We start from the raw sequence: 24,862 nt of genomic DNA, 5'->3' as shown, positions 1-24,862 counted from the left end.
AGGTCCTCGGTCCCCTCGCCCGCCGCGCCCTCGCGGTCAGCCGTCGGCACGTTCGAACCCGTGGCTCCGCTCGACCTTGGCGATGTGCAGGGTGTAGCGCTCGTACCACTCGGCACGGCCGCGCCGCTGTGCCGCCCGGTGCTCGGCGTGCGCACTCCACTCCTTGATGGCGTCCTCGTCCCGGAAGTACCCGACGGTGATGGCCAGTCCGCCCGGTGTCCGCGCGTAGTCCATCCCCAGATAGCCCGGGATCTCCTTGACCAGCTCGTCCATGCGCTCGGCGGTCTCTCCGTACCCGCCGTCGCCCTCCGTCCTCATGGAGGTGAACACGGCGGCGTAGTAGGGAGGCTCGAAGGCCGCGACAGGCGCGGGAGAGTGATCGCTCATGTCCGCCACTCTCCTTCCGGGCGCCGCCCGTCGTCCAGCACCTTTCCGAACGGGATCCGAAAGGGATCGAAGTCTTGACCTTTCCGCCCTCCGCCCCGCCGCACGGCCCTTGGGCGCCCCCTCTCCCCTCTCTTCCCGCCCTTCAGAACAGCCCGTCCCGAACGCCGGCGTTCAGAACAGCCCGTCCTGAACACCGGCGTCCGGCGCGGACAACTCCCGTACGGGAAAGGTGATTCCGGAGCCCTGGTCCGCGTCCGTGGCCCCGACGCCGGTCAGGTCCCACCCCGTCATCAGCCGGGTGTCGAGGACGACGACTCCCCGCCCGGTGAGGAGGTGCAGATCGGGACCCGCGGCAGCGCACAGCTCGCCGGCGACGGAGCCGCCCGCGGCCAGTTCGCGCACGACCGCCTGCGCGGGCGGCAGCCCGGCGAGCCCGAACAGGTCCGTGTGGTCCACGGGCTCGAAGGGGGCACGCGCGACCGACTCGGGCCAGCCGTCGAGATCGCCGACCCGCGTGTGCAGCTCCCGGATCTCGGTGGCGCGCTCCCCGGCCCCCGGCAGCGCCGCGCGCACCGCCCGCTTGCCGGCGTACGGAATCCGGTCCGGCACCCCGAGCGTGGCGCGCAACAGCTCCTCGGCCCGGCGCGCCGCCATCAACGGCCCCTGCCCCAGCCAGGTGAAGGTGACGGCACCCTGTTCCAGGAGCCGGACGGAACCCCGCTCGGCCCGGGTGATCCCCACCTTGACCAGGCCGGGCCCGAACCACGCGAGATACACGCGGTACGGCCGGGGGTCATCGGCCAGCGTGTCGGCGGCCACGGAGTGCGCGCGGTCCAGGCGCGCGCACTCCTCGCACCGGGCGCCCGTGCCGCGCGGTGACACGACGGCCCGCACGGGACACGCGTTCCCCCGAGCCCCCACACATGTCCGCACACCCCCGTCCACGACACCGAACGCGATCCGCCGCCCCCGGACCAGCGGACTGGTCCGCCCCCCGCCCCAGACCAGCACGGCCCCGTCCCCCGACCACCGCACCCCCGAACACACCCACACCCGCCGCACACAACGACAGTAGAGGTCCCCACTGACATAGACCCTGACCTGCGGGAACAATCACGGGACGGACAGGCTCGCGGCAGCCTTCGGCTACTTGGCGGGGCTGATACCGACGATGCGGTGGTTGGGGGTCATGAGGACCGAGAGCTTGACGGTGCCGCCTCCCTGGCTCCAGGTCAGGGTGACGAGGGCCTCGGTGGAGTCGCCCTTGCTCTTCTCGGTCACCGTCCAGCGGGCCGGGATGCTCTGGGCGCGCAGGACGCCGTCCGCGTGGTTCGTGCGCTCCCAGGCCGCCAGCCGCTTGCTGAACGCGGGGTCCAGGTAATGGGCGCGCAGGTCGTTCATCAGCTTGGTGGCGGGGTCGGAACCGTTCTGGGCGTCGATGTAGGCGCCGTAGAAGTCGGCGATGCCGGTCAGGGCGTCACCGGTCTTGCCGCTCACCGTCCGCGGGGTGGCGGCGGCCGCCTGTGCGGAGCGGTGCGGCGCGTCGGTCTGGGAGGCGTGCGCCGAGACGCCGAGCCCCAGGCCCAGGGCGAGGCCGGCGGCGATGGCGGCGATGCGGCGGAGGCCGCGGGGTCCGGTGGTGTTGCCGTGCATGGGGTGTCCCTCGTTCCGGTTCGGTGTGCGTCGTCGCAGGGGACCGCCGGCGCCCCGTCGAGGGTGCGTCCGGCCATGGGGGTCCCGTGGACGAGTGCGTGGTCTGGATGCCGCTCCCCTGAACAGGCCGGCCGGTCGGGCCGTACCGCTGGTGGCGACACCAAGAGCATCGGCGGCCCTGGGAAGCCGCGGCAATCACCGCCGCCGGATCCGCAACGGTGGAACCATCCCAGGGCAGTTGACGTGCAGAGAAGTAGGTCCCCTGGGATGCCGTTCCGGGACGGGACGGACCGATACGAGCGAAGGTGGGCACGGGCCATGGCCGCGGCCGACGACGACGTGACGAGGTTCGCGGAGCTGCTGGCGCGCCTCAAGACCCGTACGGATCGCAGCTACGCGGCCCTGGCCCGGCGCCTGGACATGAACGCCTCCACGCTGCACCGCTATTGCGCGGGCGAGGCGGTGCCGCTGGACTTCACCGTGGTGGAGCGGTTCGCCGCGCTGTGCGGGGCCTCGCCCCAGGAGCGCGTGGAGTTGCACCGCCTGTGGATCCTGGCGGTCGCGGAGCGAAGGCGCTCCCGCCCGACCGCCGCCCGACCGCGTCCGACGTCCGCGGGCGAACCCGGCGTCTCCGAACGCGGTTCGGAGGGCGGGGCGAACGGCGGCGCGGAACGCGGTGCGAACGTCGGCGACGAAGGCGGCTCGGCGGGACCCGGCGGAGGCGGCTCGGCGGGACCCGGCAGAACTCCGGAGCGGCGAACCACACCCGCACCCCACACGCCATCCACACCCCACGTGGCCCCCGCACCCCACACACCATCCACCCCCCACACGGCCCACACGCCATCCACGCCCCACGCAACCCCTGACCACCTCGCCTCGTCCACGCCTCTCGCGAACCCTGACCCCCTCGCCTCGTCCGCGCCGGTCGCGGCGGCCCCGCACCCCGCGCCGGACGGGCCGGACCGGTCGAACGGGCCAAACAGGTTGGACGGGTCGAACGGGTTGGACGGGTCGAACGGGCCGGACGGGCCGGACGGGTCGAAGGCGCCACCCGCACCCGACGTGGCACCCGGAACCCCGGCCCCGGGCCACCTGTCCGCCCACCCTTGGTACCGACGGCGGCCGGCCGTCGTGTCGGCCGTCCTCGGCAGCGTGTTGCTCCTGACCGCCGCCGGGTTCGCGGCGTTCTCCGCGTTCCCGGGGTTCGCGTCGCACGGTTCACCCGGCGGCAGCGCCAAACCGCGCAGTGGTCCGGCGGCGCCGACCGCCGGTGCCTCGGCCGGACCGTCCGCCCAAGCCCTCCCGTTCACCTGGACCGTGAACTCCCATGTGTGGGAAGACGACTGCGGCCACGACTACGTCATCGCCAAACCCCCCGGCCAGATCCCGCCGGCCCCGCCCGCCGAGGACGCGGAGGTCTGGGCCAACGCCCAGGACGCGGTGCACGGCGGGGAGACGATCGTGCGGGTGTCGGTGCAGGGGCGCAGCTCGGCCGCCGTCGTCCTGGAGGCCCTGCACGTCCGGGTCGTGCACCGGGCCGCGCCCCCGGGCGACGGGGCCTTCGTCTACGACACGACCCTGGGCTGCGGCGGAGGCATCAAGCCCAGCTCCTTCGCGGTGAATCTCGACGCGCACACCCCCGTCCCCCGGGCCGTGGCCGGCAGCAAGGGTGACGAGACCCTGCCCGCGAGGCACCTCCCGTACCGGGTCTCCGTGGAGGACCCCGAGGTGCTGTTCGTCAAGGCGGGGACCGAGCACTGCGCGTGCGACTGGTACCTCGATCTCGACTGGTCCTCGCAGGGCACCACCGGCACGATCCGGATCGACGACCACGGCCGCCCCTTCCGCACCTCCGGCATCGCGGGGCTCCCGCTCTACCAGTACGCCGATTCACCCGGCCGCTGGATCCCGGAGCCCGCGCGGCACTGAGCCGTCTTTTCCGTTCCGGCCTCGAAGACCGCCCCGACCGAACCGCTCACGGTTCCCGAGGGGTTGATCTCCCCCGCGCACGCCAAAGGCCCCGCCGGTTCAACCGGCGGGGCCTTTGATCTGTGTGCACTCGGCAGGATTCGAACCTGCAACCTTCTGATCCGTAGCTCTATGCACATAGGTCGGGGAGGCTCATACCGGTCCCGTTACGGCCCTCCACAGCCGCTGCAGGACGAAGCCGGTTGCTGGGGTTGCTGTACTTGGCTGCTGTACCACCGCAGACTTGCTTCCTATCAAGCCCCTGCGATCGCCTGCGCAGCCTGCTCGCCAAGCGCCATAACCATGCCGCCCAAGGCGTTGCCCGCAGCCGGTGCGACCGCAGCCATGAGACGATCAGACAGCTGACGGAGGCGGCCGCGCTCCGGTGCATTGCCACTCGCCTCAGCCTCCAACTCGTTTGAGATACGCTCCACTTCGACCTGCTGCGCTTCCGGCAGGCCATATGAAGGAATTCCCTCGCGTGCGACAGTCGCGAAGTGGGTGAGCTGAGCGAGGACAGCGGGGTCGATTCCTGAATTATTGTTTTGCGTGAAGTCGGACTGAGTTCCAACAACGACGTTTTGCGACCCGTCGACTCGCACGTTGAACGTCGGACCGCTGGACGCCGGGGGATTCAAGAACTCAGACACTGGCTTCTCACTTTCTGCACAATCAACCCCTTTTACGGTGAGCGCTGGGGTGATTAGATGGCTAGATTGATCGACTCTCAGCCCTTGGATCAGACCGACTGAGTGCAGATAGGAAACGGCGAGCTCCGTTTCGCGATCGCTGAAACTTTCCCCGTAGAACAAGGCTCTATCCGAGGCCTCGAAATCGCTAGTTGCCCCTGGCGCTTCCGCACCGATATAAGAATCGTATAGCCACAACACCAATGCTAGACGCAGCGCCGCCGTACGAGCGGGACCGTTACGCCTTTTCGCGCGCACTTCGGATACTTGGCTAATCCCAAAGTGGCTGATGCTGTAATCGCCCGCTATTGAGTGCATATCAATGAGGCCAGCCACCTGGAGTCTACGCGCGTCAGGCCCAAAGTCACGTTGATCGAAATATGACCAAAGATGCACGCCTTGGTCCAGGTCACCACCAGACTGGTCGTAGATGTACTCCAGGATGCTCAACTCATCTGCCCCGATAGACACCCGACGAGCTTACCGCCATCGAGGGCTAACCTTCTAGAAGAAGTTTCCGAGCATCACTACCGGTCGGTAATGCTTGGCCAAAGCTTGACAGCGTTAGCGGCCACGTCTAAGCCAGTAGGCCCAATGTTGCTTGCTTGAGCGCCCGGAGCCTTCATGCCTGAGAGACCGAGTAATGCTGCTGTGAGCGTGCGCGAGTACCTCTACGTCGACACGTTGCGGGTCAGAACCCTCCTTGCTCAACTCTCTTCGGGCCTCCCCGAAACGAGACGCTCAGACCATACTCGGCAGTGGACGGCTTCCCTAACGGACTTGGATGGTCCACAACATGAGGAGGGGACCAGAAACCAAGAGGTTCGCTCCCTCGCGGACCTTCACGTCGCAATGCTCGAAGACGACGCCGAGTATGCCCAGATGCTCCTAGATGTCAGCGAAGTTTCCAAGAAACCTAAGAACTGGAATCGAGGGCGTCTTCATCGAGCATTGAACCCGGGATCGCTAATTCGAGTCAAAGGGCCGACAAGTATCATTTACCCCGCCTCATTCGCGGCATCCGTGAACGCTTTTTCCTCAGTGACTGAGGACTCCACCTTTTCAAGTGATGTGGAAAAGATCGTTAATGCGATGTACGGGGCGCATCTCACGCTTCGCGTGTACCCTTGCGGCCAGAATGAATGGGACTATCAATTCTCAGGCGTCATTTCCGATCCTGGGAACTACCTGGCGGGTGAGAAATCAGTCCTATTCTCGCGCTTGGGGGCAGATCCTCAGGAGTGGACTACCCTGGCAACGATCAGTCGAATCCCTGAACGCGACACTATCTCGCCGACTGTTCGCTTCGAACGTGTAATGGCCACTCTGCAGGAGGCAGTGGCAGATGGCGAAGTGAACCGCCAAGTCCTTGAAAGTATGATCCAAGAGACAAGTAGGGCAATGGAGGGATTCGGCTTCAGCGAAGCACCCACCTGGCCAGCAATTTCCGTCATCCCGCTTGCCGTCTATCGCTCAGTACGGGCATCGAAAATCACCCCTGAACTAGAGCAGGGCGACTGATACAAAGGAAGCCGTAGGCGCCGGGCTTCAATGAACAATTCGCACCGTCGGGCGCCGACCGATGAAAGGCCGGCGCCCACACGGGCAACGCTATGTGTCCGCGCACATCCCTATCATGTCAATCACGCCGGTTGGGCGTATTGGATCGATTAACCTTCGTCCTGCGTCGTTGTTCGCCTCTGGTGGTATCAGCCACTGGTGTCAGACATCGGCATTGTCCTTGAAGGCTTCCCGCGACAGCAGTCGAGGCTGACTCTGCAGGTGCGCTCGGACAAGCAACAGCACGATGATCACTGTGACCAGCTGCGTCGCCGAATCGAGGGCTGCGGCAAGGGGCTGGGCTCCGATGACGCAGCTGGCTACTGCTCCGAGCCATACCCATTGGGCGTTGTCAGTGACTCGTGGAACAGTGGTACTAGCGCCAAAGCTTCCGTGCTGAAGCTGGGCGTCGCGGGTCAGACGGGGCGTGTTCATGTTCCTCCTGGCTCTCTCGGGGCGCACCTGCCTCTCGCCAAAGTGCTCGGGTGCGCCCCGCGTCTCGTCTAGGCCTGACCTTTCTACGGCACGCCACTGACACCTGAGCAGCCCAATTCCGTTTACAGACACGGGCATTGTTTCCGCAAGCCGTTTCACGTGGAACTCGCTCAACATCAACTTGGCCGCCTAGTGGGTCAGTTGCGTTGCTTGGCTTGCTGATAGTGGCACGCCCCTTGCCACCAGCCAATCTGGTTATCCACAGGCCCTGGGTACAACCTCGGTGCCGCTGTGGAGACTTGACCCACAGCTGTGTAGAACCTGCGGGACAGGCCTGTGGATAGCTAGCCACGCCACACGAGAAGGGCTTACTGACCAGCAGGTTCTCTTGCCCCTGGCTGTGCAGAAGAAAAACTTTCCTAGTCGGACCAAGATTCCTTCATGCGGTGCACAGAAGTACACGCCACAAGTCGCGGGGTAAGTGGCACTAGTAGATTGCATCACTTACTTTCCAGATGGCCGCTTCGCTTCCTCACCCAAGCCTCCACTGCCCCCAGCTCCCATCCCGTCTGCCGTCGACCCACACACCGTGGAGCGGGCGTGGTTCAGGGCGTCAAGGTGGAGCGCCCTGCCGGACGAACGACCTTGACGCCCTGGGCCGCGACTGCTCGGCTCTGCCTGGGTCGACGGCAGACGGGATGGGAGCACCCCGCACACGCCACACTCGGCCGGCACACGCGAACGGCGCCCCCGCCATCTCGGAGCCTGAGCGCCCCCGCCGGAGGCACGTTCTGACCGTGGCCGCTCTCTACAGTGCTCGACTCATGGCCTCCGGGCCCTATCCACACATGGGCGCGCGTCGGCGCAGCGCGGGCGGAGCGGGCCGAAGGCAGGAGCGGCGCCCGCAGCGGAGCCGGGAGCGCGCCCGGCGGAGCGGAGCGCAGCCGGGGCTTGATGAAGTAGAGAAAGTTCTACCGCGCCGTGATCAGACGCTTGCCGTCATGGCTCCGCACATGGGGGCCGTTGCCGTCCAGGGCATCCAAGAGTCGGATTGCGAAGACCTCCGCCATGCGCTCGTTGACCTCGTCGGGCGTGAGCCAGTCAACCGCGGTCGATTCGCTGGAGGTGCGCTCGGTGCCCCCTGAAGGCTTGCACCGGAAGACCAAGGCGACGACGCCCCTGGTCGTGTTCTTGTAGACCCCGGTGAGCTGGTCCACCTCGACGTGGATGCCCGTCTCCTCCAGGACCTCGCGGACGACACCGGCCTCGGGGGTCTCATCGAGTTCGAGTACGCCGCCGGGGAGCTCCCAAGTGCCGTTGTCCGCGCGGCGGATTGCCAGAAGTCGGCCGTCCTCACCGATCACCACTCCCGCTACAGACACGGAGTGCAGCGGCGTTGACTCACCTTCCTGGGCACTGTTACTCATGTGCAGGAGCATAGGAGGAAGAGAAGGACTATGGGAACAGCAGTAGGAGGTGAGCGGCCCGTACCCCGGTACGTACAGATCGCCGACGAAATCGTTCAGCAGATCAAGGCTGGCGTCCTCAAGCCAGGCGACATGGTGCCCAGCGAGTCCGAACTGGTCGACCGCTACGGAGTTGCAGGCGGCACGATCCGTAAGGCCATGGTCGAGGTGCGCGCGAGTGGACTGGTCGAGACGCGGCACGGCAAGGGCTCGACCGTGAAGGATCGGCCGCCGGTCCGCCATCGATCCTCTGACCGCTTCCGGCGCTCACTTCGACAGGGTGGCAAGGCTGCCTATCTCGCCGAGTCCGAGCAGTCCGGCGCCACAGCCAAGGTGAGCGTCCTATACATCGGCCCGATGGAGGCCCCGGAGGATGCCGCGGAGCGATTGAGCATCCCCGCCGGCACTCAGGTGCTCGCCCGAAGGCGTCTCTACTTCCGCAACGGCACGCCCGTCGAGACGGCAACGTCGTACCTCCCGTGGGACGTCGTGAAGGACATCCCCGAGCTGTTCGCCGAGAATCCCGGCGGTGGCGGCATCTATGCCCGGCTCGAAGACCACGGGCACGAGTTCGAGGAGTTCGTCGAGACGCTGCAAGGGCGTCCGGCCTCCAAGGCAGAGTCCTCGGAGCTGGCTCTCAGCCCCGGTGCCCCGGTCATCCACCTGATCCGTGAGGCCCGCACGACCGAGGGTCGCGTGGTCGAGGTCTGCGACACCCTCATGGCCGCTGACCAGTTCGTTTTCGAGTACCGGATCCCAGCAGTCGACTGACGCACCCTCAACTTCTTTCAGCCCGCCGCGAGTTCTTCTTCGCGGCGGGTTGACTCATGTACAGGAGTCATGCACTCTTCTTCATGTCACTCATATATATGAGTGACGGAATCTAGCCTCTATAGAGGAGTGAATCGCTGTGCGTCAGATCCCCGTCGACACCACGAACGCGACCGTGATGGTCGCCAAGGCCCCGCAGCCGAAGATCAAGGACCGTCGTACCGGTGAGATCGCCGTGGACAAGGACGGCGTCACGCTGATGACGGTGGAGGTCATGTTCTCCACGCCGGACGAGGTGGAGATCCTGAAGCTCACCGTGCCCGAGCCGGGCGTCTCCGAGGACCTGACCATGGGAACTCCGGTCGCGCTGACGGGCCTGGTCGCCTCGGCGTGGGAGAACGAGTTCAACGGGCAGAAGCGGCACGGGATCGCGTTCCGCGCGGTCGCGGTCACCTCGCTCGCCGGTGCCGGTTCGGCGTCGAAGGCGGCCTGATCATGACCGGGTTAACCATCGTCCTGGTGCTGGTTGTTGCTGCTGTGCTGGTCCTGCGGTGGCGGCGTCCGGCCTGGTACTGGCTGGCCTTCGGTGCCGTGTTCGCCACGGTGCGGGTGCTGGTCCACTACACGTCGGTGATGGACGCGTGCAGGCTGACGGTCCCGCCTTCGCGCTGGCGCCTGGCACTGGCCCGGATGACCAACCGGCCTGTCCCGGAGTCGAGGGCCCCGCGCATTCTGCGCCTTCGCCCCACCCGGACCGGCCTGGTCCTGCGCCTCAAGCTCCGCCCCGGGCAGGACGCGTTCGATGTCTCCGCCGCCACCGACCGGCTGCGCCACTCCTTCGGCATGTACGGCGTGACCTCCCGTGAGCTGCGCTCCGGCGTGGTCGAGGTCCGGATGACCGGATACGACGTCCTCAAGCGGGTCCAGATGCCCGCCAAGGCTGATCCGGCGCCGATGCGGGTCCCGGTTGCCCTGCGGGAGGACGGGGCCGTGCACTACCGCGACTACCGGGCCGTCCCGCACGGGCTCACCCTCGGGGCCACGGAATCGGGGAAGTCCGTGTACCAGCGGAACCTGGTGGCCGGCCTCGCCCCGATGGATGTCGCGCTGGTCGGGATCGACTGCAAGCAGGGCGTGGAGCTGTTCCCGCTGGCGCGCCGGTTCTCCGCGCTCGCCGACAACCCCGACACCGCCCTCGATCTCCTCGAAGCCCTGGTCTCGCACATGGCGGACGTCTATCAGGTGATCCGGGCCGAGCAGCGGATCACGGTGAACGTGCCGGATGCGGAGATCGCCGCCGACATCTGGGACCTGCCCGACCACCTGCGCCCGGTCCCGGTCGTGGTCCTGGTCGACGAGGTCGCCGAACTCGCCCTGTTCGCGACAAAGGACGAGGAGAAGCGACGGGACCGGATCATCACCGCCCTGGTCCGCCTCGCCCAGCTCGGCCGGGCCGCCGGCATCTACTTGGAGATCTGCGGGCAGCGATTCGGCTCCGAGCTCGGCAAGGGCATCACGATGCTGCGGGCCCAGCTCACCGGCCGCACCGCCCACCGCGTCAACGACGAGTCGTCGGCGAACATGGCCTTCGGTGACATCGCCCCGGACGCCGTCCTCGCGGCGATCCAGATCCGCACCGACACTCCCGGCATCGCCGTGACCGGCGACTCCTCCGGCGGCTGGGCCCGCATCCGCGCCCCGCACACCTCGCTGCGGGCAGCGGTCAACATCTGCAACCGCTACGCCGACCGCGCCCCGGACCTGCCCGCCCTCGCGCCGTTCCGGCCCGTCGTCGGCTCCCTGGCCCCGGCCTCTGAGCCGCTCGCCAAGGCTGCTCCCGTCACCGCCTGACTCCTCCCTCGCTCTCCGGTTGGCGTGACCGTCTCGCGCCGGGTCCCTACCCCCTCGATGCCTGCTGATGGGAGATCCCGCCATGTGCCCCGACTGCGAGGACTTCGCCCGCACCGTGCTCCTGCTGGGCCAACTTGCCCTCTACTCCGACACATCCGGCGCCGACCGGGACTTCGTCGACGTGGTGGCGCCGTCGCTGGCCGCGTCCTTGCCCGAGCCGCCGGCGGGCACGTTCCCGCCCGGATACGACCCCACCGACGGCCCCGACTACCCCGGCAGCTCGTGATGGCCAGGCCCGCGTTCCGCGTGGACGCCGTCCTGGTCCAAGCCGTGATTGCCGGAGCTCTGTCCTTCGCCCACCTGCACGAGCTGGCCGACGCTGCCGGGCAGACCGGTTGGAAGGGCTGGGCCTACCCGATCAGCGTGGATCTGCTCCTGGTCGCCGCCTGGCGACGGCTCCGCTCGGACGGACCTTCCCGGCTGGCCTGGTGCTGGTTCCTGATCGCCCTGGTGGCCTCGCTCGGCGCGAACGTCGCCACCGCCGGATTCCTCGACCTCGCCCATCCCCCGGCCTGGCTGCGGTTCGGCATCGCCGGATGGCCCGCCCTCGCCTTCCTCGGCGGCACCCTCCTCGCCCACTCCCACGGGGTCGAGGACGAAGACCTAGAGCCGGTCCCGCCGGCCCCCGCGGGCCCGACCCCTGCGCCGGAAGTCGAGCGGGAATCCGTCCCCGAGCCGCAGCCCGAACCGGCACCGCTCCCCGCGGCCGAGGACACCCCGGCACTGGCACCCGCTCCTGCGGCTTCGGCGCTTCCGTCGGTCCCGGCCGCGCTGGTCGACCACGCCCGCAAGGTCGCCGCCGACCACCAGGCCCGCACCGGCGCCCACATCGACACCGACACCCTGCGCGCCCGCCTCGGCGTCCCGCCCCAGCTCGCCGACGCCATCGCCGCCCAACTCACCTGACCCGGAAGGAGAACCCGTCATGCCCGCCCGCGACCACTTCCACTCCGTGATGCGGATCGGCCCCGTGCAGATCGGCACCCACCGCGACCGTCACGGCCACACCAAACACGCCGCCGTCTGCACCAACGACCACTGCGGCTGGTCCGCCGACTACTCCAGCCAGACCGCCGCCCAGCTCGCCGCCCGCACCCACCACTGCACCCCGCGCTGAGGAGACACCCGTGCAGGTCCCGCTCTGGTTCGCCCTGATCGTCGTCGGCTACCTCGGCGTCAAGCTCATCCGCCCGCCCTGGTGGCTCATCGCCGTCCTCCTGCTCGGCGGCTACCTCCTCGCCGACAGCCTCCTCGCCCCCGTCATCGACACCGCCGTCAAGTAACCACCCGCAGAAGGGAGACCCCGCCATGCTCCGCCCCAAGGTCCCGGCCATGCCCCAGCCCACCGGCCAGACCATCCCGCCCGCCCGGGTCGTCGAACCCACCGCCGTCATCCAGCAGGCCCCGCAGCACTACACGCCCGCCCCGGCGCCGGTACCGGCGCGGCCCACTGTGCAGCTCACCCCCGGCTCCGCCGTCGCCCTCGTCGGTACCGGCGCGGCCGTGGTCCTGGTCGTCGGCGTCGTCCTGGTCTCGATGCTCCTCGCGGTCGCCATCACCGCCGCGTCCGTCGCCGTCTGCGCCGTGGTCATCCGCTCGCTCGCCGCTTCCCAGCACCGCCGCTGACCGGCCCCGGGGCGACGCACAAGCCGCCAAGCACGCAGCAGCCTCCGGGACCGCGCTCCACCGACCAACCGCCCTCGCCAAAGGAGTACGTCATGGACGCGCACATAGTCGCCAGCACAGCGCCGTTACTCGGCTGGGCCGTGCACGGCAGCATCCTCGCCCGCCGCCTCGCATGCGCCCGCCGCGACCCGCTCACCGGCCTGCACACCCGGGCCGGATGGACCGCCCGCGCGGAACACGTCATCCGCCGGCACCCGCACGCCGCCGTCCTCCTGGTCGACCTCGACCACTTCAAGACCCTCAACGACACCCACGGCCACGCCGCCGGTGACGTCGCGCTCGCCGAGGCCGCCGACCGGCTGCGCGCCTGGTGCGGACGGCACGGTCTCGCCGGGCGCCTGGGCGGAGACGAGTTCGTCGCCGTCGTCCGCAACCTGGCCGTCGTCGACCTCAACGCCCTCATCGCGACGCTCCACCAGCCGCTCTCCTACGAGGGAGTTCGGCTGTCGCTGGCTGCCTCAGTCGGGGTCTGCGCCGTCGCTGATCTGCCGGTGCCATGCCTGCCCGACGCCCTCACCGCTGCCGACGCGGCCATGTACGCCGCGAAGGGTCGTGGCCGCCGAGGCTCCCGCACCACGCACTGAGCGGCCACCGGGTGGCGCACAAGCCGCCAAAGCACGCCGCCACCCGGGGCCTTCCTTCCAACCGCAATCGAAAGGAACTCTCAGCATGACGTATCGCCTTCGGCCGAGGGCCCGGATCTGTCCGAACTGCGACGGCTTCGCCTCCGCCGCCGTCACCCTCGGCGGCCGCAACCGGCACGGACTCCTGCGGACCATCACCGCGCACTGCCCGGCCTGCCACGGCACCGGCACCATCACCCGCCCCGCCGTCCGCCAGGCGGTGAGCGCCTGATGCCCCGCAACTGGAGCCGCAGAGTCGACCGCATCCCGCCCGACCCCATCGACGGCGACTACGACCGCCTGAAAAAGATCGTCAAGGCGCACCACCTGCACGACAAAGACCGGACCGCGCAGCCCACCCGCGCCAGCCGCTCTTCTAACGAGACCTCCAGCAGCAGCGCCAGCACCCCTCAGAAGCGGGGATGGTGGCGCCGTTGAACCTCCCACCCCAGCTCGACCTGGCCACCCTCGGCGATCTGCTGAGGGTGGCCTCGGCCGACGACTTCGACCGCTGGCACGAGCAGATCCGCCGCACCGGCGGCTGCACCGACCCCATCCACCTCACCGGCTGGACCCTGTCCAAGGACAAGACGTCCGGCGAGACCCTGCACCACTACTCGACCGAGTCCGAGCCGGGCGGACGGCTCCGTCTCGCGTGCGGCAACCGGCGGGCCTCCCGCTGCCCCTCCTGCGCATGGACCTACGCCGGCGACACCTACCACCTCATCCGCGCGGGCCTGGCCGGAGACGACCGCCGCGACATCCCCTCCACGGTCCGCGACCATCCCCGCGTCTTCGCCACCCTCACCGCCCCTTCCTTCGGCTCCGTCCACAACCGCCCTGACCGAGGCGCCTGCCGCTGCGGGACCCGGCACCCGGCCGACGACCCCGCGCTCGGAACGGCCCTCGACCCGGGCACCTACGACTACGCGGGCGCCGTCCTGTTCAACAACCACGCGGGCAACCTCTGGCAGCGCTTCACCAACCGGCTCCGCCGCGAGATAGCCGCCCGCGCCGGTCTGTCACAGCGAGAGTTGAAGGAGTCGGCCCGGCTGTCCTACGGCAAGGTCGCCGAGTTCCAGAAGCGCGGCGCCCTGCACTTCCACGCCGTCATCCGCCTCGACGGACCGGACGGACCCGACACCCCGCCGCCGGCCTGGGCCACGGTCGGTCTCCTCACCGATGCCATCCACGCCGCCGCGGCGCACTCCTACACCTCGGTCTCCGCCCCGGCCGCCGAGGACCAGCCCGCCCGCACCTTCCGCTGGGGCACCCAGCTCGACGTCCGCCCGGTCAAAGCCTTCGGCGACGGCTCGGACATCACCGAGCAGGCGGTCGCCTCCTACGTCGCGAAGTACGCCACGAAAGCGGCAGAGAACACCGGCACTCTCGACCGGCGCATCGGCGAGCTCGCCGAACTCGACCGCCACCAGGTCCCCGACCACACTCGCCGCCTCATCGAAGCCTGCAAGCAACTCGACCCGCTCTACCCGGATCGGCGGCTGTGGGCCTGGGCTCACATGCTCGGCTTCCGCGGCCACTTCAGCTCCAAGTCCCGCCGCTACTCCACCACTCTCGGGGAGCTCCGCAAGGCCCGCGCGGACTTCCGTGCCGCGCAGGAACGCGAAGCCCTCGGCCTCGAGTACCGCGAGCCGGACACCGTCCTCGTCCTCGCCGACTGGCAATACGCCGGCCACGGCCACACCCCCGGCGAGTCCGCCCTCGCCGCCACCATCGCCCGCGACCTCCAACACAACCGCGAGACCGCCCGCGAAGCCATGCAAGACCAACTCAACTGGGAGGAAGCCGCAGCATGACCATGGCTGTGATCGCACGCAAATGGCACACCACGGCAGAGGTGGCCGAGATGCTCGGCTTCAGCCTGTCCAAGACCAAGATGCTCGTACTCACTGGCGAGATCCGCTCCGTCAAGGTCGGACGCAACCGGCGCATCCTCCCGGCCTGGGTGGACGAGTACATCCAGCACGTCACCGCCGACGCTGAGAGGGCATCAGCATGAGCGGCAAGCGCGGCAACGGCGAAGGTTCTATCTACCCGTACAAGAACGGCTTCGCGGCCTACGTCTGGGTGACCAAGCCGGACGGCAAACGGGCTCGCAAGTACGCCTATGGCAAGACTCGTGAGGACGTCCACGAGAAGTGGCTCGCGCTCCACGCTGAAGCGAAGAGAGGTCCAGTGGTCACCCGCCACCGGACCCTCGCAGCCTTCCTCGCGTACTGGCTCGACTCGATCGTGAAGCCCAACCTCGCCCCGCTGTCGTACGTCTCGTACGAGGGATACGTGCGGCTCTACATCGCCCCGCACCTCGGGCCCAAAAGGCTGGACAAGCTGACTGTCCGGGACGTGCGGGAGTGGCTGACCAAGCTGGCGACTGTCTGCCAGTGCTGCGCCCAGGGAAAGGACGCCAAGCGGGAGCCCAACCGCCAGAAGTGCTGCGCGGTTGGGGACTGCTGCGAGGCCTACCCGTCCCGACGGATCATCCAAGGGTCTCGCGACGCCCTGCGTGCTGCGCTCACCCATGCGGTCACCGAGGAGGAGATCACCAAGAACGTCGCCTCCCTGGTGAAGGTGCCCAAGCCTCGGCGTCGTCGGATCAAGCCGTGGTCCGTTGCCGAGGCGGGCCGGTTCCTCGCCGATGCGGCTAGCCGCGATGACCATCTCTTCGCGGCCTGGGTGCTCGTGCTGTCCCTCGGTCTGCGCCGTGGTGAGGTGCTCGGCCTGACGTGGAAGTCCGTCGACTTCGAGAGGGGCGAGCTGTACGTGGATCACCAGATCCAGCGGGCCGGTCGGCAGATCCTGCACCGCGAGACGAAGACCGAGGACTCCGACGACTTCCTGCCGCTGCCCGCGCTCTGTCTCAAGGCGCTGCGGATGCGTCATGCCCAGCAGACTGGTGACCGGAAGGCTGCCGGGGAGCTCTGGCAGGACAGCCACGGCCTGATCTTCACCACGAAGCACGGGACCCCGATCGAGCCGGGCAACCTGACCCGCATGTTCGCGCTGCGGGCCCGCCGCGCCGACCTTCGGATGATCCCGCTGCGGAACACCCGGCACACGTGCAGCTCGCTCCTGGTCGCGCTCAAGGTCCACCCGAAGGTGGCGCAGCGCATCCTGCGGCACTCACAGATCGCCATGACGATGGAGGTCTATGCCGAGGCGAGCGAGGAAGAAGTGCGCGCGGCGATTGGCAAGCTGTCCGACGCCATGGGCGGTACGGGGTAGGACGGTTGCTGTACTTCGCTGCTGTACGGCGCGGAAACGCAAGAGGCCCCGGATCTCTCCGGGGCCTCTCACCTGTGTGCACTCGGCAGGATTCGAACCTGCAACCTTCTGATCCGTAGTCAGATGCTCTATCCGTTAAGCTACGAGTGCTTGTTCTGTTTTTGTTCTTGTCTTCGCTCCCCGGGCTTTTGCCCCGCTCGCGGCGACAGGAAGAACATTACATGACTGCCGCCGCCATGTGAAATCCGTTTGCCTCACCCCTTGTGAGCTGGGCAAACGTGCTTCTGGGCGCTCGTGGACGTCCTGGACGCCGGCACGCTCGGCGGGTCTCGCGGACCCCTGGAACGCCGAAACCCCGGTCCAGTGGACCGGGGTTTCGGATCTTCGCGCGGAGGCGGAGGGATTTGAACCCTCGATGGGATTGAAGTCCCAAACCGCATTAGCAGTGCGGCGCCATAGACCGGACTAGGCGACGCCTCCCGCACAACCCCTCACGCGAGCGCGAGTGGTGCGTGCAGATGATGACACAGACGAGCGCGGTGTCACCAATCGCCCCCCACGGTACTAGGCGGATACGCCGCACTGCAAAGCCCCCGCGAACACGCAACCGGGCGCGTCGCCCCGCGTTAGGCAGGTCATGTTGCGCCGACTGCTCCTCACCGCCGCCGTGTCAGCCTCCGCCGCGCTCTCCTCGGTGCCCGGCGCCGTCGCCGGGACCCTCTCCGACGCCCCCGGGGCGTCCCCTCTAATGGCGGCGTTCACCGGCGGAGGATCGTCGCTGTTCCCCGCCGGGACGCCGTCCGCGCGGGCCGTCGCCGCCGCGTCCGACGTCGTCCTGTCGGCGCTCATGCCCCCGCCGGCCCGTCCGGAGGACTCCTCCGACCGGCTGACCGTCACCGTCGACGGGGCGGGCGGCGGCGCGGACGGGACGTTCGAGCTGGACTGCCACCCCGCCGGCGGCACCCATCCGCGCGCGGCGGAGGCCTGCGACCGGCTGGACCGGATGACCACCTGGGGCAAGGACACCTTCGCCCCGGTGCCGCCGGACGCCCTGTGCACGATGGTCTACGGGGGTTCCGCCACCGCGCATGTCACCGGAACCTGGGCGGGGCGCCCCGTCGACGCGCGCTACGACCGCGCAAACGGGTGCGAGATCTCGCGCTGGAACGCCCTCGTGCCCGTCCTTCCCGACACCCGCTCCTAGATGCCGACAGAGATGCCGAAGGGCCGAGGACACGGTGGAGTCACAGTGATCTCACGGTGCTCTCACGGTTCCGTACGGTGAAATGCGTGGTCACAGGTTCTACGCCGCTTCTGCGTCTCATATGTGTGCGACCTCCCTCTCATCCGGCATCGCGAGCGCAACCTCTGCCCGTAGACTCCCTCGCGTGACACGCCGCGGGCCGGTTGGCAATATGGCCTCCGCGGTCGGCAAGGTGCGGTAACAGGGAGGAAGCGTCTCGTGAGCAGCAGGCCATCCCGAGGCGCTGCTCGCCTCGCAGCCATACTGGACGCGCTGCCGGATGCGCTGGTCCTGGTCAACGCCAACGGGACCGTCGTCAACGCCAACACGATCGCCCTGGAGGCCTTCGAGACCCCGGGCACGGCTCTGGTGGGCCGCGGGCTCCTCGATCTGCTTCCCGAGTTCGACTCGAAGCTGATCCCCGGCTCGATGCGGCGCCCCGACAGCACCGACGAGCGCGGGCGGACCAAGCCGACCCGGATGACCGCGCGGCGGACCGACGGCTCGGAGTTCCCGGTCGAGGTCACCAGTGCGAATCTGGAGAGCGGCCAGCAGGCCTACGACAACTACGGCCCCCTCCCCGACGAGCTGCTCATGCTCGTCGTGCGCGATCTGTCGGGCACCGTCGACACCGAGGCCGAGCTCGCGCGTTCGCAACGCCAGACCGAGATGATCCTGCGCGCGGCGGCCGAGGGTGTCGTCGGGACGGACACCGACGGCCGGGTCGTCCTCGTCAACCCCGCCGCCGCCCAGATCCTCGGATACCGGGCCAGCGATCTCGGCGGCAGGGAACTGCACACCCTGATCCTGCACTCGCGGGCGGACGGCGAGCCCTTCCCCTACGCGGAGTCGCCGCTCGCCGACACGCTGCGCTCCGGGCGCAAGCACCGGGTGCGTGGTCAGGTGCTGTGGTCGAAGTCCGGGGACAAGGTCCCCGTCGACCTGACGACCTCTCCGGTGCGCGACGGGGAGCAGCTCGTCGGCGCCGTCATGACCTTCACCGACCGGCGCCCGTACGACACCCTGGTCGAGGAGAAGGAGGCGGCCGACACCCGGCACGCCGAGGAGCTGGAGCGGATCGGCGAGGAGCACACCGCCGAACTGGCGGAGCTGCGTGAACGCCACACCGCCGAGCTCACCGGGCTGACCGAGGGGCACGAGGAGGAAATCGCCGCCGGCGAGGACCGGTACGCGGCGCTCGGTGAGCGGGAGAAGGACCGGTTCGAGGCGCTGGCCGCCCGGCACGAGCAGCTGCTCGCCGTCCTCGGCCACTCCCTGCGCGGCCCCCTCGACCAGCTCCGCGGCGAACTCGCCAAGCTCGCCGCCGACGACGCCGGGCAGCTCTGGCCCGAGGCCAACCAGGTGCTCCACCACCTCGCGGCCGGCTACTCACGGATCACGACGCTCGTCGACAACGTCCTCGGCTACCAGCGGCTGGACGCGGGCATCGAGACGATCTTCCGTACGAACGTGATGCTCGACGCCGTGGTCGCGGCCGGTGTCGAAGGTGCCGTCGACCTGATCGGGCCCGGACGCGTGCAGTTCGCCGTGCACGCGCCGCCCATCGAGGCCGAGGTCGACCCGCAGCGTCTCGCGCGCGCCCTCGCCCACCTCGTCGCGGATGTCGCGGGCGTCGACGCGACCGGCAACGCGCCGGTGTCGGCGGGCGGTTACATGGACAACACGGTCGTCGTGGCGGCGGCGCAGCGCGGCGAGGTCGTCCGTATCGAGGTGCGCGGGCCGTACGCCGGGGGAGACCCGGTGCACGAGCCGATCGTGCGCGGGATCGTGCGCGCGCACGGCGGTGTGCTCCAGACGCACGAGGTGCCGGGGATGAGCGGCAGCGCGTACGTCCTGGAGGTGCCCATCGGCGGCGGGGCGGGCGCGGTCCCGTTCGACGCCGTGGCGCCCGTCGGCGCCGAGATCGCCCTTCCCGAGCAGGCCCCGCAGCAGAGCGGTGGCCGGCGGCGGGCCCGGCGTGCCTCGACGGACGCCTTCCTGGAGAGCGAGGAGTCGGGGGAGTCCGGTCCGAACGCCGTCGAGGCGGCGGGCACGACCGCTCCCACGGGGCGCCGTCGCCGGCGTGCCGCGGAGGAGCAGGCGGCCGGCGAGGCGCCGGTTCCCGCGCAGGAGCAGCAGGGCGACGGCTCCGAGGACGGCTCCGGCGGTACCGGACGGCGTCGTGGCCGGCCCAGCGCCGCCGAGGGCACGGGCGACGCCCCGGGCGCGCCCGACGGGGTGGCCGAGGGCGCGGTCGTGATGGCGGGCGAGCACGGGGCGGGAACCGCGGCCACGGGGTCCGGGTTGGGCGGGACGGTGCCTCCGCAGGGAGTGCCGGTGCCCTCCGGACGGCGTGCGCGCCGGGACGGCGAGCAGAACGCGCTGCCGGCGGCGCCCGCCGCCGCGTCCCCGGTCGACGGTCCCGACGAGGACGACGGCACGGTCGACGAGGCGGGCCGGCCGACCGGGCGGCGCCGCCGTGCGCTGGCCGCGGCGGCCGAGCGTGCCGCCGCGCAGGACACGGGCGCCCGTGCGGTGTTCGCGCTGCCGCCGGCGGAGGCGGACCGTTCGCCGGAGTACGTCCAGGCCGCGGCGCAGGCGCAGGCCGCGCAGGAACAGGCCGCCGAGGCCCACGCGGCCGAGGTCCAGGCGGCGCGGGCGCAGCTGGCCCAGGCGGCGCAGGACCAGGTGCAGGCCCAGGTCGCGCTGGCCCAGCAGCCCGACGGCCGCCACGACGCGATGCGGCACGACCCCGACGACGATCACACCCCGGCGCAGCCGCACCCGGCCGCCGCCCCGACGGGCCGCCGACGTGCCCGTCAGCTCGCCGAAGGCGCGCCCGAAGCGGCACCCGGGGCACCCCGGGTACCCGCGCAGGCCCTTCCGGCGCCGGGCGTTCCGGGACAGCCGGTACCGGCTCAGGGACTTCCCGGGCAGCCGGTGCCCGCGCAGGGACTTCCCGGACGTCCGGTGCCCGCACTCGGGCAGGCGGTTCCGGCGCAGGGCGTTCCCGGGCAGCCGGTGCCCGCGCTCGGGCAGGCGGTTCCGGCGCAGGGGCTTTCCGCGCAGGCCGTCCCGGTCGCCGCGGCCGCCGGTCAGCCGGTTCCCCCCGGCCTGTCCGCCGTCGCCGCGCAGGGTTCCACGCCACCTCCGGCGGCCCAGTCCTGGCCCGACGCGAACACCACCGGCGCGCGGCCCGCGCTCCCGGCGGCGAACGCGGCGAACGGGACGGCCCCGGCCGCCCAGGCGGCTCCCGCCCCGCTCCCTCCTGAGCGCCCGGCCGCGCGGGTCGCCCAGCCGCTGCCCGCCGAGGCGACGCCAGCGTCCGCCGCGGCCGACCCCAACTCGACGCAGGGCCGTGCCATAAGCGTGCGCACGCTCGGCCAGGGCGTCCCGTTCGCCCGTCAGGCCCCGGCGGCCCATCCGGGCAGCGGCGTCCAGGCCCCGACTCCTCCCCCGCACGCGACGAACGGCGCGGGCCGCCGACGCAAGCTCGGCACTCCGCCCGAGCCCGCCGCCGAGCGCCCGGAGACCGCCGCGCGCGCTCTTCCGCAGGGTGCCCAGCCCGGTGGCGGACCCCGGCGGCCCGGTACCACCGAGGGCGCGGGACGGTCCTACGCCATAGGAGCGCCGGACGAGAACGCCGCCGAGGGCCCCGAGCCGCTCGACGGTCCCGGCGGTGCCGTCGAGGTCGCCGACCCGCCGCAGCCGCGGCCCGTGGACGACGAACTGCCCCCGGAGCCGCTGGACAACCCGCGGCGGCTGCTCGTCTGGCCGGCGCCCGACGCCGGCACCCAGCAGGCGCTGAGCGACCGCGGCTACCGGCCGGTCATCGTGAACTCGCGCGAGGAGGTCGACGCGCAGATCGCCGCGTTCCCCGCGGCGCTGTTCGTCGACCCGCTCACCGGCCCGATCACCCGCACGGCGCTCCAGTCGCTGCGCCAGGCCGCCGTGGCGGCGGAGGTTCCCGTCCTGGTGACGGCCGGACTCGGACAGGCGACGCGCGAGGCGGCGTACGGCGCCGACCCCGCCGTACTCCTGAAGGCGCTCGCGCCGCGCGACTCCGAGCAGCACCCGCCGCGCGTGCTGCTCATCGAGGAGCACGCGGAGATCGCGCTCGCGCTGACGGCGACGCTGGAACGGCGCGGGATGCAGGTCGCGCGCGCCTCGACGGACGAGGACGCGGTCACGCTGGCCGCGCAGATGCGGCCGAACCTCGTGGTGATGGACCTGTTGCAGGTACGGCGCCGACGGGCCGGGATCGTCGACTGGCTGCGTGCGAACGGGCAGTTGAACCGCACACCGCTCGTCGTCTACACCGCCGCCGTCGACCCGTCCGAACTGCCGCGGCTGGCGGCGGGGGAGTCGGTGCTGTTCCTCGCCGAGCGCTCGACGAGCGACGAGGTCCAGGACCGGATCGTCGACCTCCTGGCCCGCATCGGCACCAACTAGGTCCGTACGGGCCGCCGTACGAGCCGCCGTACGACCGCGCCGTATGGGCCCGCGCCCCTAGACCGTGAAACACGCGCAGGCCGGGCGGGGAGCCCTGGGGCCCCCGCCCGGCCTGCGCGTTCAGGTCGCCCTCAGAGCTTGGTCACGTCCAGGCTGCCCTCGGCGTACCTCTTGCGGATCACCTTCTTGTCGAACTTGCCGACGCTCGTCTTCGGGACGGCCTCGACGATCGACCAGCGCTCGGGGAGCTGCCACTTGGCGATCCTGCCCTCTTCGGCGAGGAAGGCGCGCAGGGTCTCGAAGTCGGCGGCGGAGCCCTCCTTCAGGACGACGGTGGCCAGCGGGCGCTCGCCCCACTTCTCGTCGGGGACGGCCACGACCGCGGCCTCGGTCACGTCCGGGTGGGACATGAGGGCGTTCTCCAGGTCGACCGAGGAGATCCACTCGCCGCCCGACTTGATGACGTCCTTGGCGCGGTCGGTGAGGGTCAGGAAGCCGTCCGGGCTGATCGTGCCGACGTCACCGGTCTTGAGCCAGCCGTCCTCGCTGAACTTGTCGGCCGGGCGCAGCGGTTCCCCGTCGTTGCCGCCGTAGTAGGCGCCGGCGATCCACGGTCCCCGGACCTCCAGCTCGCCCGCGGACTCGCCGTCCCACGGGAGCCTTTCGCCGCCGGGGCCGGTGAGACGGGCCTCGACGCCCGCCGGGAAGCGGCCCTGGGTGAGGCGGTAGGCGAACTCCTCCTCCGTGCCGACCGCGTGGGCCGGCGGGCGGGCGACGGTGCCGAGCGGGGAGGTCTCGGTCATGCCCCAGGCGTGGCTGACCCGCATGCCCAGATCGTCGAAGGCGGCCATGAGCGAGGGCGGGCAGGCCGAGCCACCGATCGTCACCTGGGTGAGGGAGGAGACGTCACGGGGCTTGGCGGTCAGCTCGGCGAGCAGTCCCTGCCAGATCGTCGGGACGGCGGCGGCGTGCGTGGGCCGCTCGCTCTCGATCATCTCGGCGAGCGGCGCGGGCTGGAGGAAGCGGTCCGGCATCAGCATGTTGATGCCGGACATGAAGGTCGCGTGCGGCAGGCCCCAGGCGTTGACGTGGAACTGCGGGACCACGACGAGGGTCGTGTCGCAGTCGGTGAGCCCCATCGACTGGGCCATGTTCACCTGCATGGAGTGCAGGTAGATCGAACGGTGGGAGTACACCACGCCCTTGGGGTCCCCGGTGGTCCCGGAGGTGTAGCACATGGCCGCGGCCTGCCGTTCGTCGATCTCCGGCCAGTCGAAGACGTCCGGCTTCCCGGCGAGCAGTTCCTCGTAGTCGTGCACCCGTACGCCCGTCCCGTCGAGCACCGAACGGTCGCCGGGACCCGAGACCACCACGTGCTCCACCGTCGGGAGCTGGGGGAGGAGCGGCGCGAGGAGCGGGAGCAGGGAACCGTTGGCGAGGACGACGCGGTCGGCCGCGTGGTTGACGATGAAGACGAGCTGCTCGGCCGGGAGGCGGAGGTTCAGGGTGTGCAGCACGGCGCCCATGGAGGGGATCGCGTAGTACGCCTCGACGTGCTCGGCGTTGTTCCACATCAGGGTCGCGACACGCTCGTCGCCCGTCACCCCGAGGTCGTCGCGCAGGGCGTGGGCGAGCCGGTGCGCGCGCCGGGCGGCCTCGCGGAAGCTGCGGCGATGCGGTTCGGCCTCGCCCGTCCAGGTCGTGATCAGCGACCCTCCGTGCACCAGCGCCCCGTGCTCCAGAATGCGGGTCACAGTCAGCGGTACGTCCTGCATCGTGCTCAGCACGGCGTCCTCCCGGGGGCGACATTGCCTACGCGGTAGTAATGGGTTGCGCTGATTCTGCGCACATACCGCGTGGTATGTCACTAGGCCCCGGAATGATCGATCACCTCGGGGCCCGCTAGGCGGCCGGGCGGAGACCCTGCTGACGGGCGGCCGGCGGACAGGCGGCTTCCTGACGGACCGGGATCAGCTCGGGGTCCTCGCGCAGTTTGCCCAGCGCACGGGAGACAGCTGACTTGACCGTGCCGACGGAGACCCCGAGGACCTCCGCGGTCCGGGCCTCGCTCAGGTCCTCGTAGTAGCGCAGCACCACCATCGCCCGCTGCCGCGCCGGCAGCTTCATGATCGCCCGCCACATCGCGTCGTGCAGGGCCTGCTGCTCGGCGGGGTCGGCGGCCGGGAGTCCCTCCGGCTCCGGCAGCTCCTCGCAGACGAACTCGTCGACCTTGCGCTTGCGCCACTGCGACGTCCGCGTGTTCAGCAGGGCGCGCCGTACATAGCCGTCCAGCGCCCGGTGGTCCTCGATCCGGTCCCAGGCGACGTACGTCTTCGTCAGTGCCGTCTGCAGCAGGTCCTCCGCGTCGCTCGGGTTCGCGGTGAGCGACCGGGCGGTACGCAGCAGGACCGGCTGCCGCGCCTTCACGTACGACGAGAACGACGGGTACGAAAGGGTCCGTGCCGCCCCGGTGGCGGCGTTCGAGGCGCTCGTGCAGACGAGTGTGGTCATGGCTCCACGCTAGGTTCGCCCCCTCGTCCGGCGGATCGGCCGGAGGTCCCGAAGCGGTGTCCGCCTCAGGTTGTAGAGACGGGGTCGGTCCCACCTCCTGAAGGTGGACAAGCGGGTCAACCCGTCTGAGGGTTCACCCCTGAGACGGCCGCCGGGCGCGGTTCCCGTCCGGTGGTGGGTCGGGGCCGTGCCGGTGCATCAGCCCGTCGCCGTTGGGTGAGGCGTGGGCGTCGGTGGCGACGGGCATCGATGTACCGGCAC

General features: G+C 70.1%; 26 protein-coding genes and 2 tRNA genes. 18 read left to right on the top strand and 10 right to left on the bottom strand.

The window, feature by feature from the left end:
• Positions 1-36: 36 nt before the first annotated feature.
• The 3 genes from ACFXGX_RS35280 to ACFXGX_RS35270 all read right to left on the bottom strand — a co-directional run bounded on the left by ACFXGX_RS35280 (position 37) and on the right by ACFXGX_RS35270 (position 2,040).
• Entirely contained in the window at positions 37-387 is a 351-nt protein-coding gene (locus ACFXGX_RS35280; RefSeq protein ID WP_384799840.1) for an antibiotic biosynthesis monooxygenase family protein, read from the bottom strand.
• Positions 388-558: 171 nt separating this feature from the next.
• On the bottom strand, positions 559-1,449 hold the full coding sequence (locus ACFXGX_RS35275) for a DUF2797 domain-containing protein (RefSeq protein ID WP_384799837.1): 891 nt from the start codon (positions 1,447-1,449) through the stop codon (positions 559-561).
• Positions 1,450-1,533: 84 nt separating this feature from the next.
• Positions 1,534-2,040 (bottom strand): hypothetical protein, encoded by a 507-nt coding sequence (locus tag ACFXGX_RS35270; RefSeq protein WP_384799835.1) that lies wholly within the window; start codon positions 2,038-2,040, stop codon positions 1,534-1,536.
• Between the two features lie 318 nt (positions 2,041-2,358).
• On the opposite strand from ACFXGX_RS35270, the gene ACFXGX_RS35265 reads away from it, so the two are divergent.
• A complete protein-coding gene (locus tag ACFXGX_RS35265; protein ID WP_384799832.1) occupies positions 2,359-3,972 on the top strand; it encodes a helix-turn-helix domain-containing protein in 1,614 nt (537 codons plus the stop codon).
• Positions 3,973-4,265: 293 nt separating this feature from the next.
• On the opposite strand, the gene ACFXGX_RS35260 is transcribed toward ACFXGX_RS35265, so the two are convergent.
• Entirely contained in the window at positions 4,266-5,171 is a 906-nt protein-coding gene (locus tag ACFXGX_RS35260; RefSeq protein WP_384799829.1) for a hypothetical protein, read from the bottom strand.
• Positions 5,172-5,552: 381 nt separating this feature from the next.
• On the opposite strand from ACFXGX_RS35260, the gene ACFXGX_RS35255 reads away from it, so the two are divergent.
• On the top strand, positions 5,553-6,221 hold the full coding sequence (locus ACFXGX_RS35255; protein WP_384799826.1) for a hypothetical protein: 669 nt from the start codon (positions 5,553-5,555) through the stop codon (positions 6,219-6,221).
• A gap of 201 nt (positions 6,222-6,422) precedes the next feature.
• Here the strand turns inward: ACFXGX_RS35255 and ACFXGX_RS35250 are convergent, their stop codons facing one another.
• Positions 6,423-6,695 carry a hypothetical protein gene (locus ACFXGX_RS35250; protein ID WP_384799823.1) on the bottom strand — a complete coding sequence of 91 codons (273 nt, stop codon included), beginning with the start codon at positions 6,693-6,695 and terminating at the stop codon, positions 6,423-6,425.
• Between the two features lie 971 nt (positions 6,696-7,666).
• Positions 7,667-8,134 (bottom strand): NUDIX hydrolase, encoded by a 468-nt coding sequence (locus ACFXGX_RS35245; RefSeq protein WP_384799821.1) that lies wholly within the window; start codon positions 8,132-8,134, stop codon positions 7,667-7,669.
• An 18-nt stretch (positions 8,135-8,152) separates the two neighbouring features.
• On the opposite strand from ACFXGX_RS35245, the gene ACFXGX_RS35240 reads away from it, so the two are divergent.
• From ACFXGX_RS35240 to xerC, 14 genes are all read left to right on the top strand, one after another.
• A complete protein-coding gene (locus ACFXGX_RS35240) occupies positions 8,153-8,932 on the top strand; it encodes a GntR family transcriptional regulator (protein ID WP_384234214.1) in 780 nt (259 codons plus the stop codon).
• A gap of 139 nt (positions 8,933-9,071) precedes the next feature.
• Entirely contained in the window at positions 9,072-9,425 is a 354-nt protein-coding gene (locus tag ACFXGX_RS35235) for a hypothetical protein (protein ID WP_384799816.1), read from the top strand.
• Positions 9,426-9,427: 2 nt separating this feature from the next.
• Positions 9,428-10,783, top strand: coding sequence for an FtsK/SpoIIIE domain-containing protein (locus tag ACFXGX_RS35230; protein WP_384799814.1), 1,356 nt, complete (start codon positions 9,428-9,430; stop codon positions 10,781-10,783).
• A gap of 67 nt (positions 10,784-10,850) precedes the next feature.
• The gene (locus ACFXGX_RS35225; protein WP_384799811.1) at positions 10,851-11,069 is read left to right on the top strand and encodes a hypothetical protein; all 219 of its coding nucleotides are present in this window, start codon (positions 10,851-10,853) and stop codon (positions 11,067-11,069) included.
• The gene (locus ACFXGX_RS35220; RefSeq protein WP_384799808.1) at positions 11,069-11,749 is read left to right on the top strand and encodes a DUF2637 domain-containing protein; all 681 of its coding nucleotides are present in this window, start codon (positions 11,069-11,071) and stop codon (positions 11,747-11,749) included. Before ACFXGX_RS35225 ends, ACFXGX_RS35220 begins: the two co-directional genes overlap by 1 nt.
• Before the next feature lie 19 nt (positions 11,750-11,768).
• Entirely contained in the window at positions 11,769-11,960 is a 192-nt protein-coding gene (locus ACFXGX_RS35215) for a mobile element transfer protein (protein ID WP_384234205.1), read from the top strand.
• Between the two features lie 10 nt (positions 11,961-11,970).
• The gene (locus ACFXGX_RS35210; RefSeq protein WP_384799805.1) at positions 11,971-12,126 is read left to right on the top strand and encodes a hypothetical protein; all 156 of its coding nucleotides are present in this window, start codon (positions 11,971-11,973) and stop codon (positions 12,124-12,126) included.
• Between the two features lie 25 nt (positions 12,127-12,151).
• On the top strand, positions 12,152-12,469 hold the full coding sequence (locus ACFXGX_RS35205) for a SpdD-like protein (RefSeq protein ID WP_384799802.1): 318 nt from the start codon (positions 12,152-12,154) through the stop codon (positions 12,467-12,469).
• A 92-nt stretch (positions 12,470-12,561) separates the two neighbouring features.
• Complete coding sequence (locus ACFXGX_RS35200; RefSeq protein WP_384799799.1) at positions 12,562-13,113, top strand: GGDEF domain-containing protein; 552 nt, start codon at positions 12,562-12,564, stop codon at positions 13,111-13,113.
• 85 nt (positions 13,114-13,198) lie between these two features.
• Complete coding sequence (locus ACFXGX_RS35195) at positions 13,199-13,384, top strand: hypothetical protein (protein WP_384799796.1); 186 nt, start codon at positions 13,199-13,201, stop codon at positions 13,382-13,384.
• The gene (locus ACFXGX_RS35190; RefSeq protein ID WP_384799793.1) at positions 13,384-13,590 is read left to right on the top strand and encodes a hypothetical protein; all 207 of its coding nucleotides are present in this window, start codon (positions 13,384-13,386) and stop codon (positions 13,588-13,590) included. Before ACFXGX_RS35195 ends, ACFXGX_RS35190 begins: the two co-directional genes overlap by 1 nt.
• Positions 13,587-14,969 (top strand): replication initiator protein RepSA, encoded by a 1,383-nt coding sequence (gene repSA, locus ACFXGX_RS35185; RefSeq protein ID WP_384799790.1) that lies wholly within the window; start codon positions 13,587-13,589, stop codon positions 14,967-14,969. The genes ACFXGX_RS35190 and repSA overlap by 4 nt, the downstream gene beginning before the upstream one ends.
• A complete protein-coding gene (locus ACFXGX_RS35180; protein WP_384799787.1) occupies positions 14,966-15,172 on the top strand; it encodes an excisionase family DNA-binding protein in 207 nt (68 codons plus the stop codon). Before repSA ends, ACFXGX_RS35180 begins: the two co-directional genes overlap by 4 nt.
• On the top strand, positions 15,169-16,395 hold the full coding sequence (gene xerC / locus ACFXGX_RS35175) for a tyrosine recombinase XerC (RefSeq protein WP_384799784.1): 1,227 nt from the start codon (positions 15,169-15,171) through the stop codon (positions 16,393-16,395). Before ACFXGX_RS35180 ends, xerC begins: the two co-directional genes overlap by 4 nt.
• A 77-nt stretch (positions 16,396-16,472) precedes the next feature.
• Here the strand turns inward: xerC and ACFXGX_RS35170 are convergent.
• Positions 16,473-16,545: transfer RNA gene (locus tag ACFXGX_RS35170), tRNA-Arg, on the bottom strand.
• Positions 16,546-16,784: 239 nt separating this feature from the next.
• Positions 16,785-16,875 (bottom strand) — tRNA-Ser (locus tag ACFXGX_RS35165).
• Between the two features lie 157 nt (positions 16,876-17,032).
• On the opposite strand from ACFXGX_RS35165, the gene ACFXGX_RS35160 reads away from it, so the two are divergent.
• Both ACFXGX_RS35160 and ACFXGX_RS35155 read left to right on the top strand, forming a co-directional pair.
• A complete protein-coding gene (locus ACFXGX_RS35160) occupies positions 17,033-17,599 on the top strand; it encodes an SSI family serine proteinase inhibitor (protein WP_384799781.1) in 567 nt (188 codons plus the stop codon).
• Positions 17,600-17,857: 258 nt separating this feature from the next.
• Positions 17,858-22,090 carry a PAS domain-containing protein gene (locus ACFXGX_RS35155; RefSeq protein ID WP_384799778.1) on the top strand — a complete coding sequence of 1,411 codons (4,233 nt, stop codon included), beginning with the start codon at positions 17,858-17,860 and terminating at the stop codon, positions 22,088-22,090.
• 131 nt (positions 22,091-22,221) lie between these two features.
• Here ACFXGX_RS35155 and ACFXGX_RS35150 read toward each other — a convergent pair whose 3' ends face one another.
• Both ACFXGX_RS35150 and ACFXGX_RS35145 read right to left on the bottom strand, forming a co-directional pair.
• A complete protein-coding gene (locus ACFXGX_RS35150) occupies positions 22,222-23,877 on the bottom strand; it encodes a long-chain fatty acid--CoA ligase (protein ID WP_384799775.1) in 1,656 nt (551 codons plus the stop codon).
• A gap of 115 nt (positions 23,878-23,992) precedes the next feature.
• Positions 23,993-24,601: a SigE family RNA polymerase sigma factor gene (locus tag ACFXGX_RS35145; protein ID WP_384799772.1), complete on the bottom strand. Its 609-nt coding sequence runs from the start codon at positions 24,599-24,601 to the stop codon at positions 23,993-23,995.
• Positions 24,602-24,862 lie beyond the last annotated feature (261 nt).

This window comes from Streptomyces sp. NPDC059371, from assembly GCF_042751995.1.
GTDB lineage: Bacteria > Actinomycetota > Actinomycetes > Streptomycetales > Streptomycetaceae > Streptomyces.
This window is presented reverse-complemented; position numbering and strand designations above follow the sequence as displayed.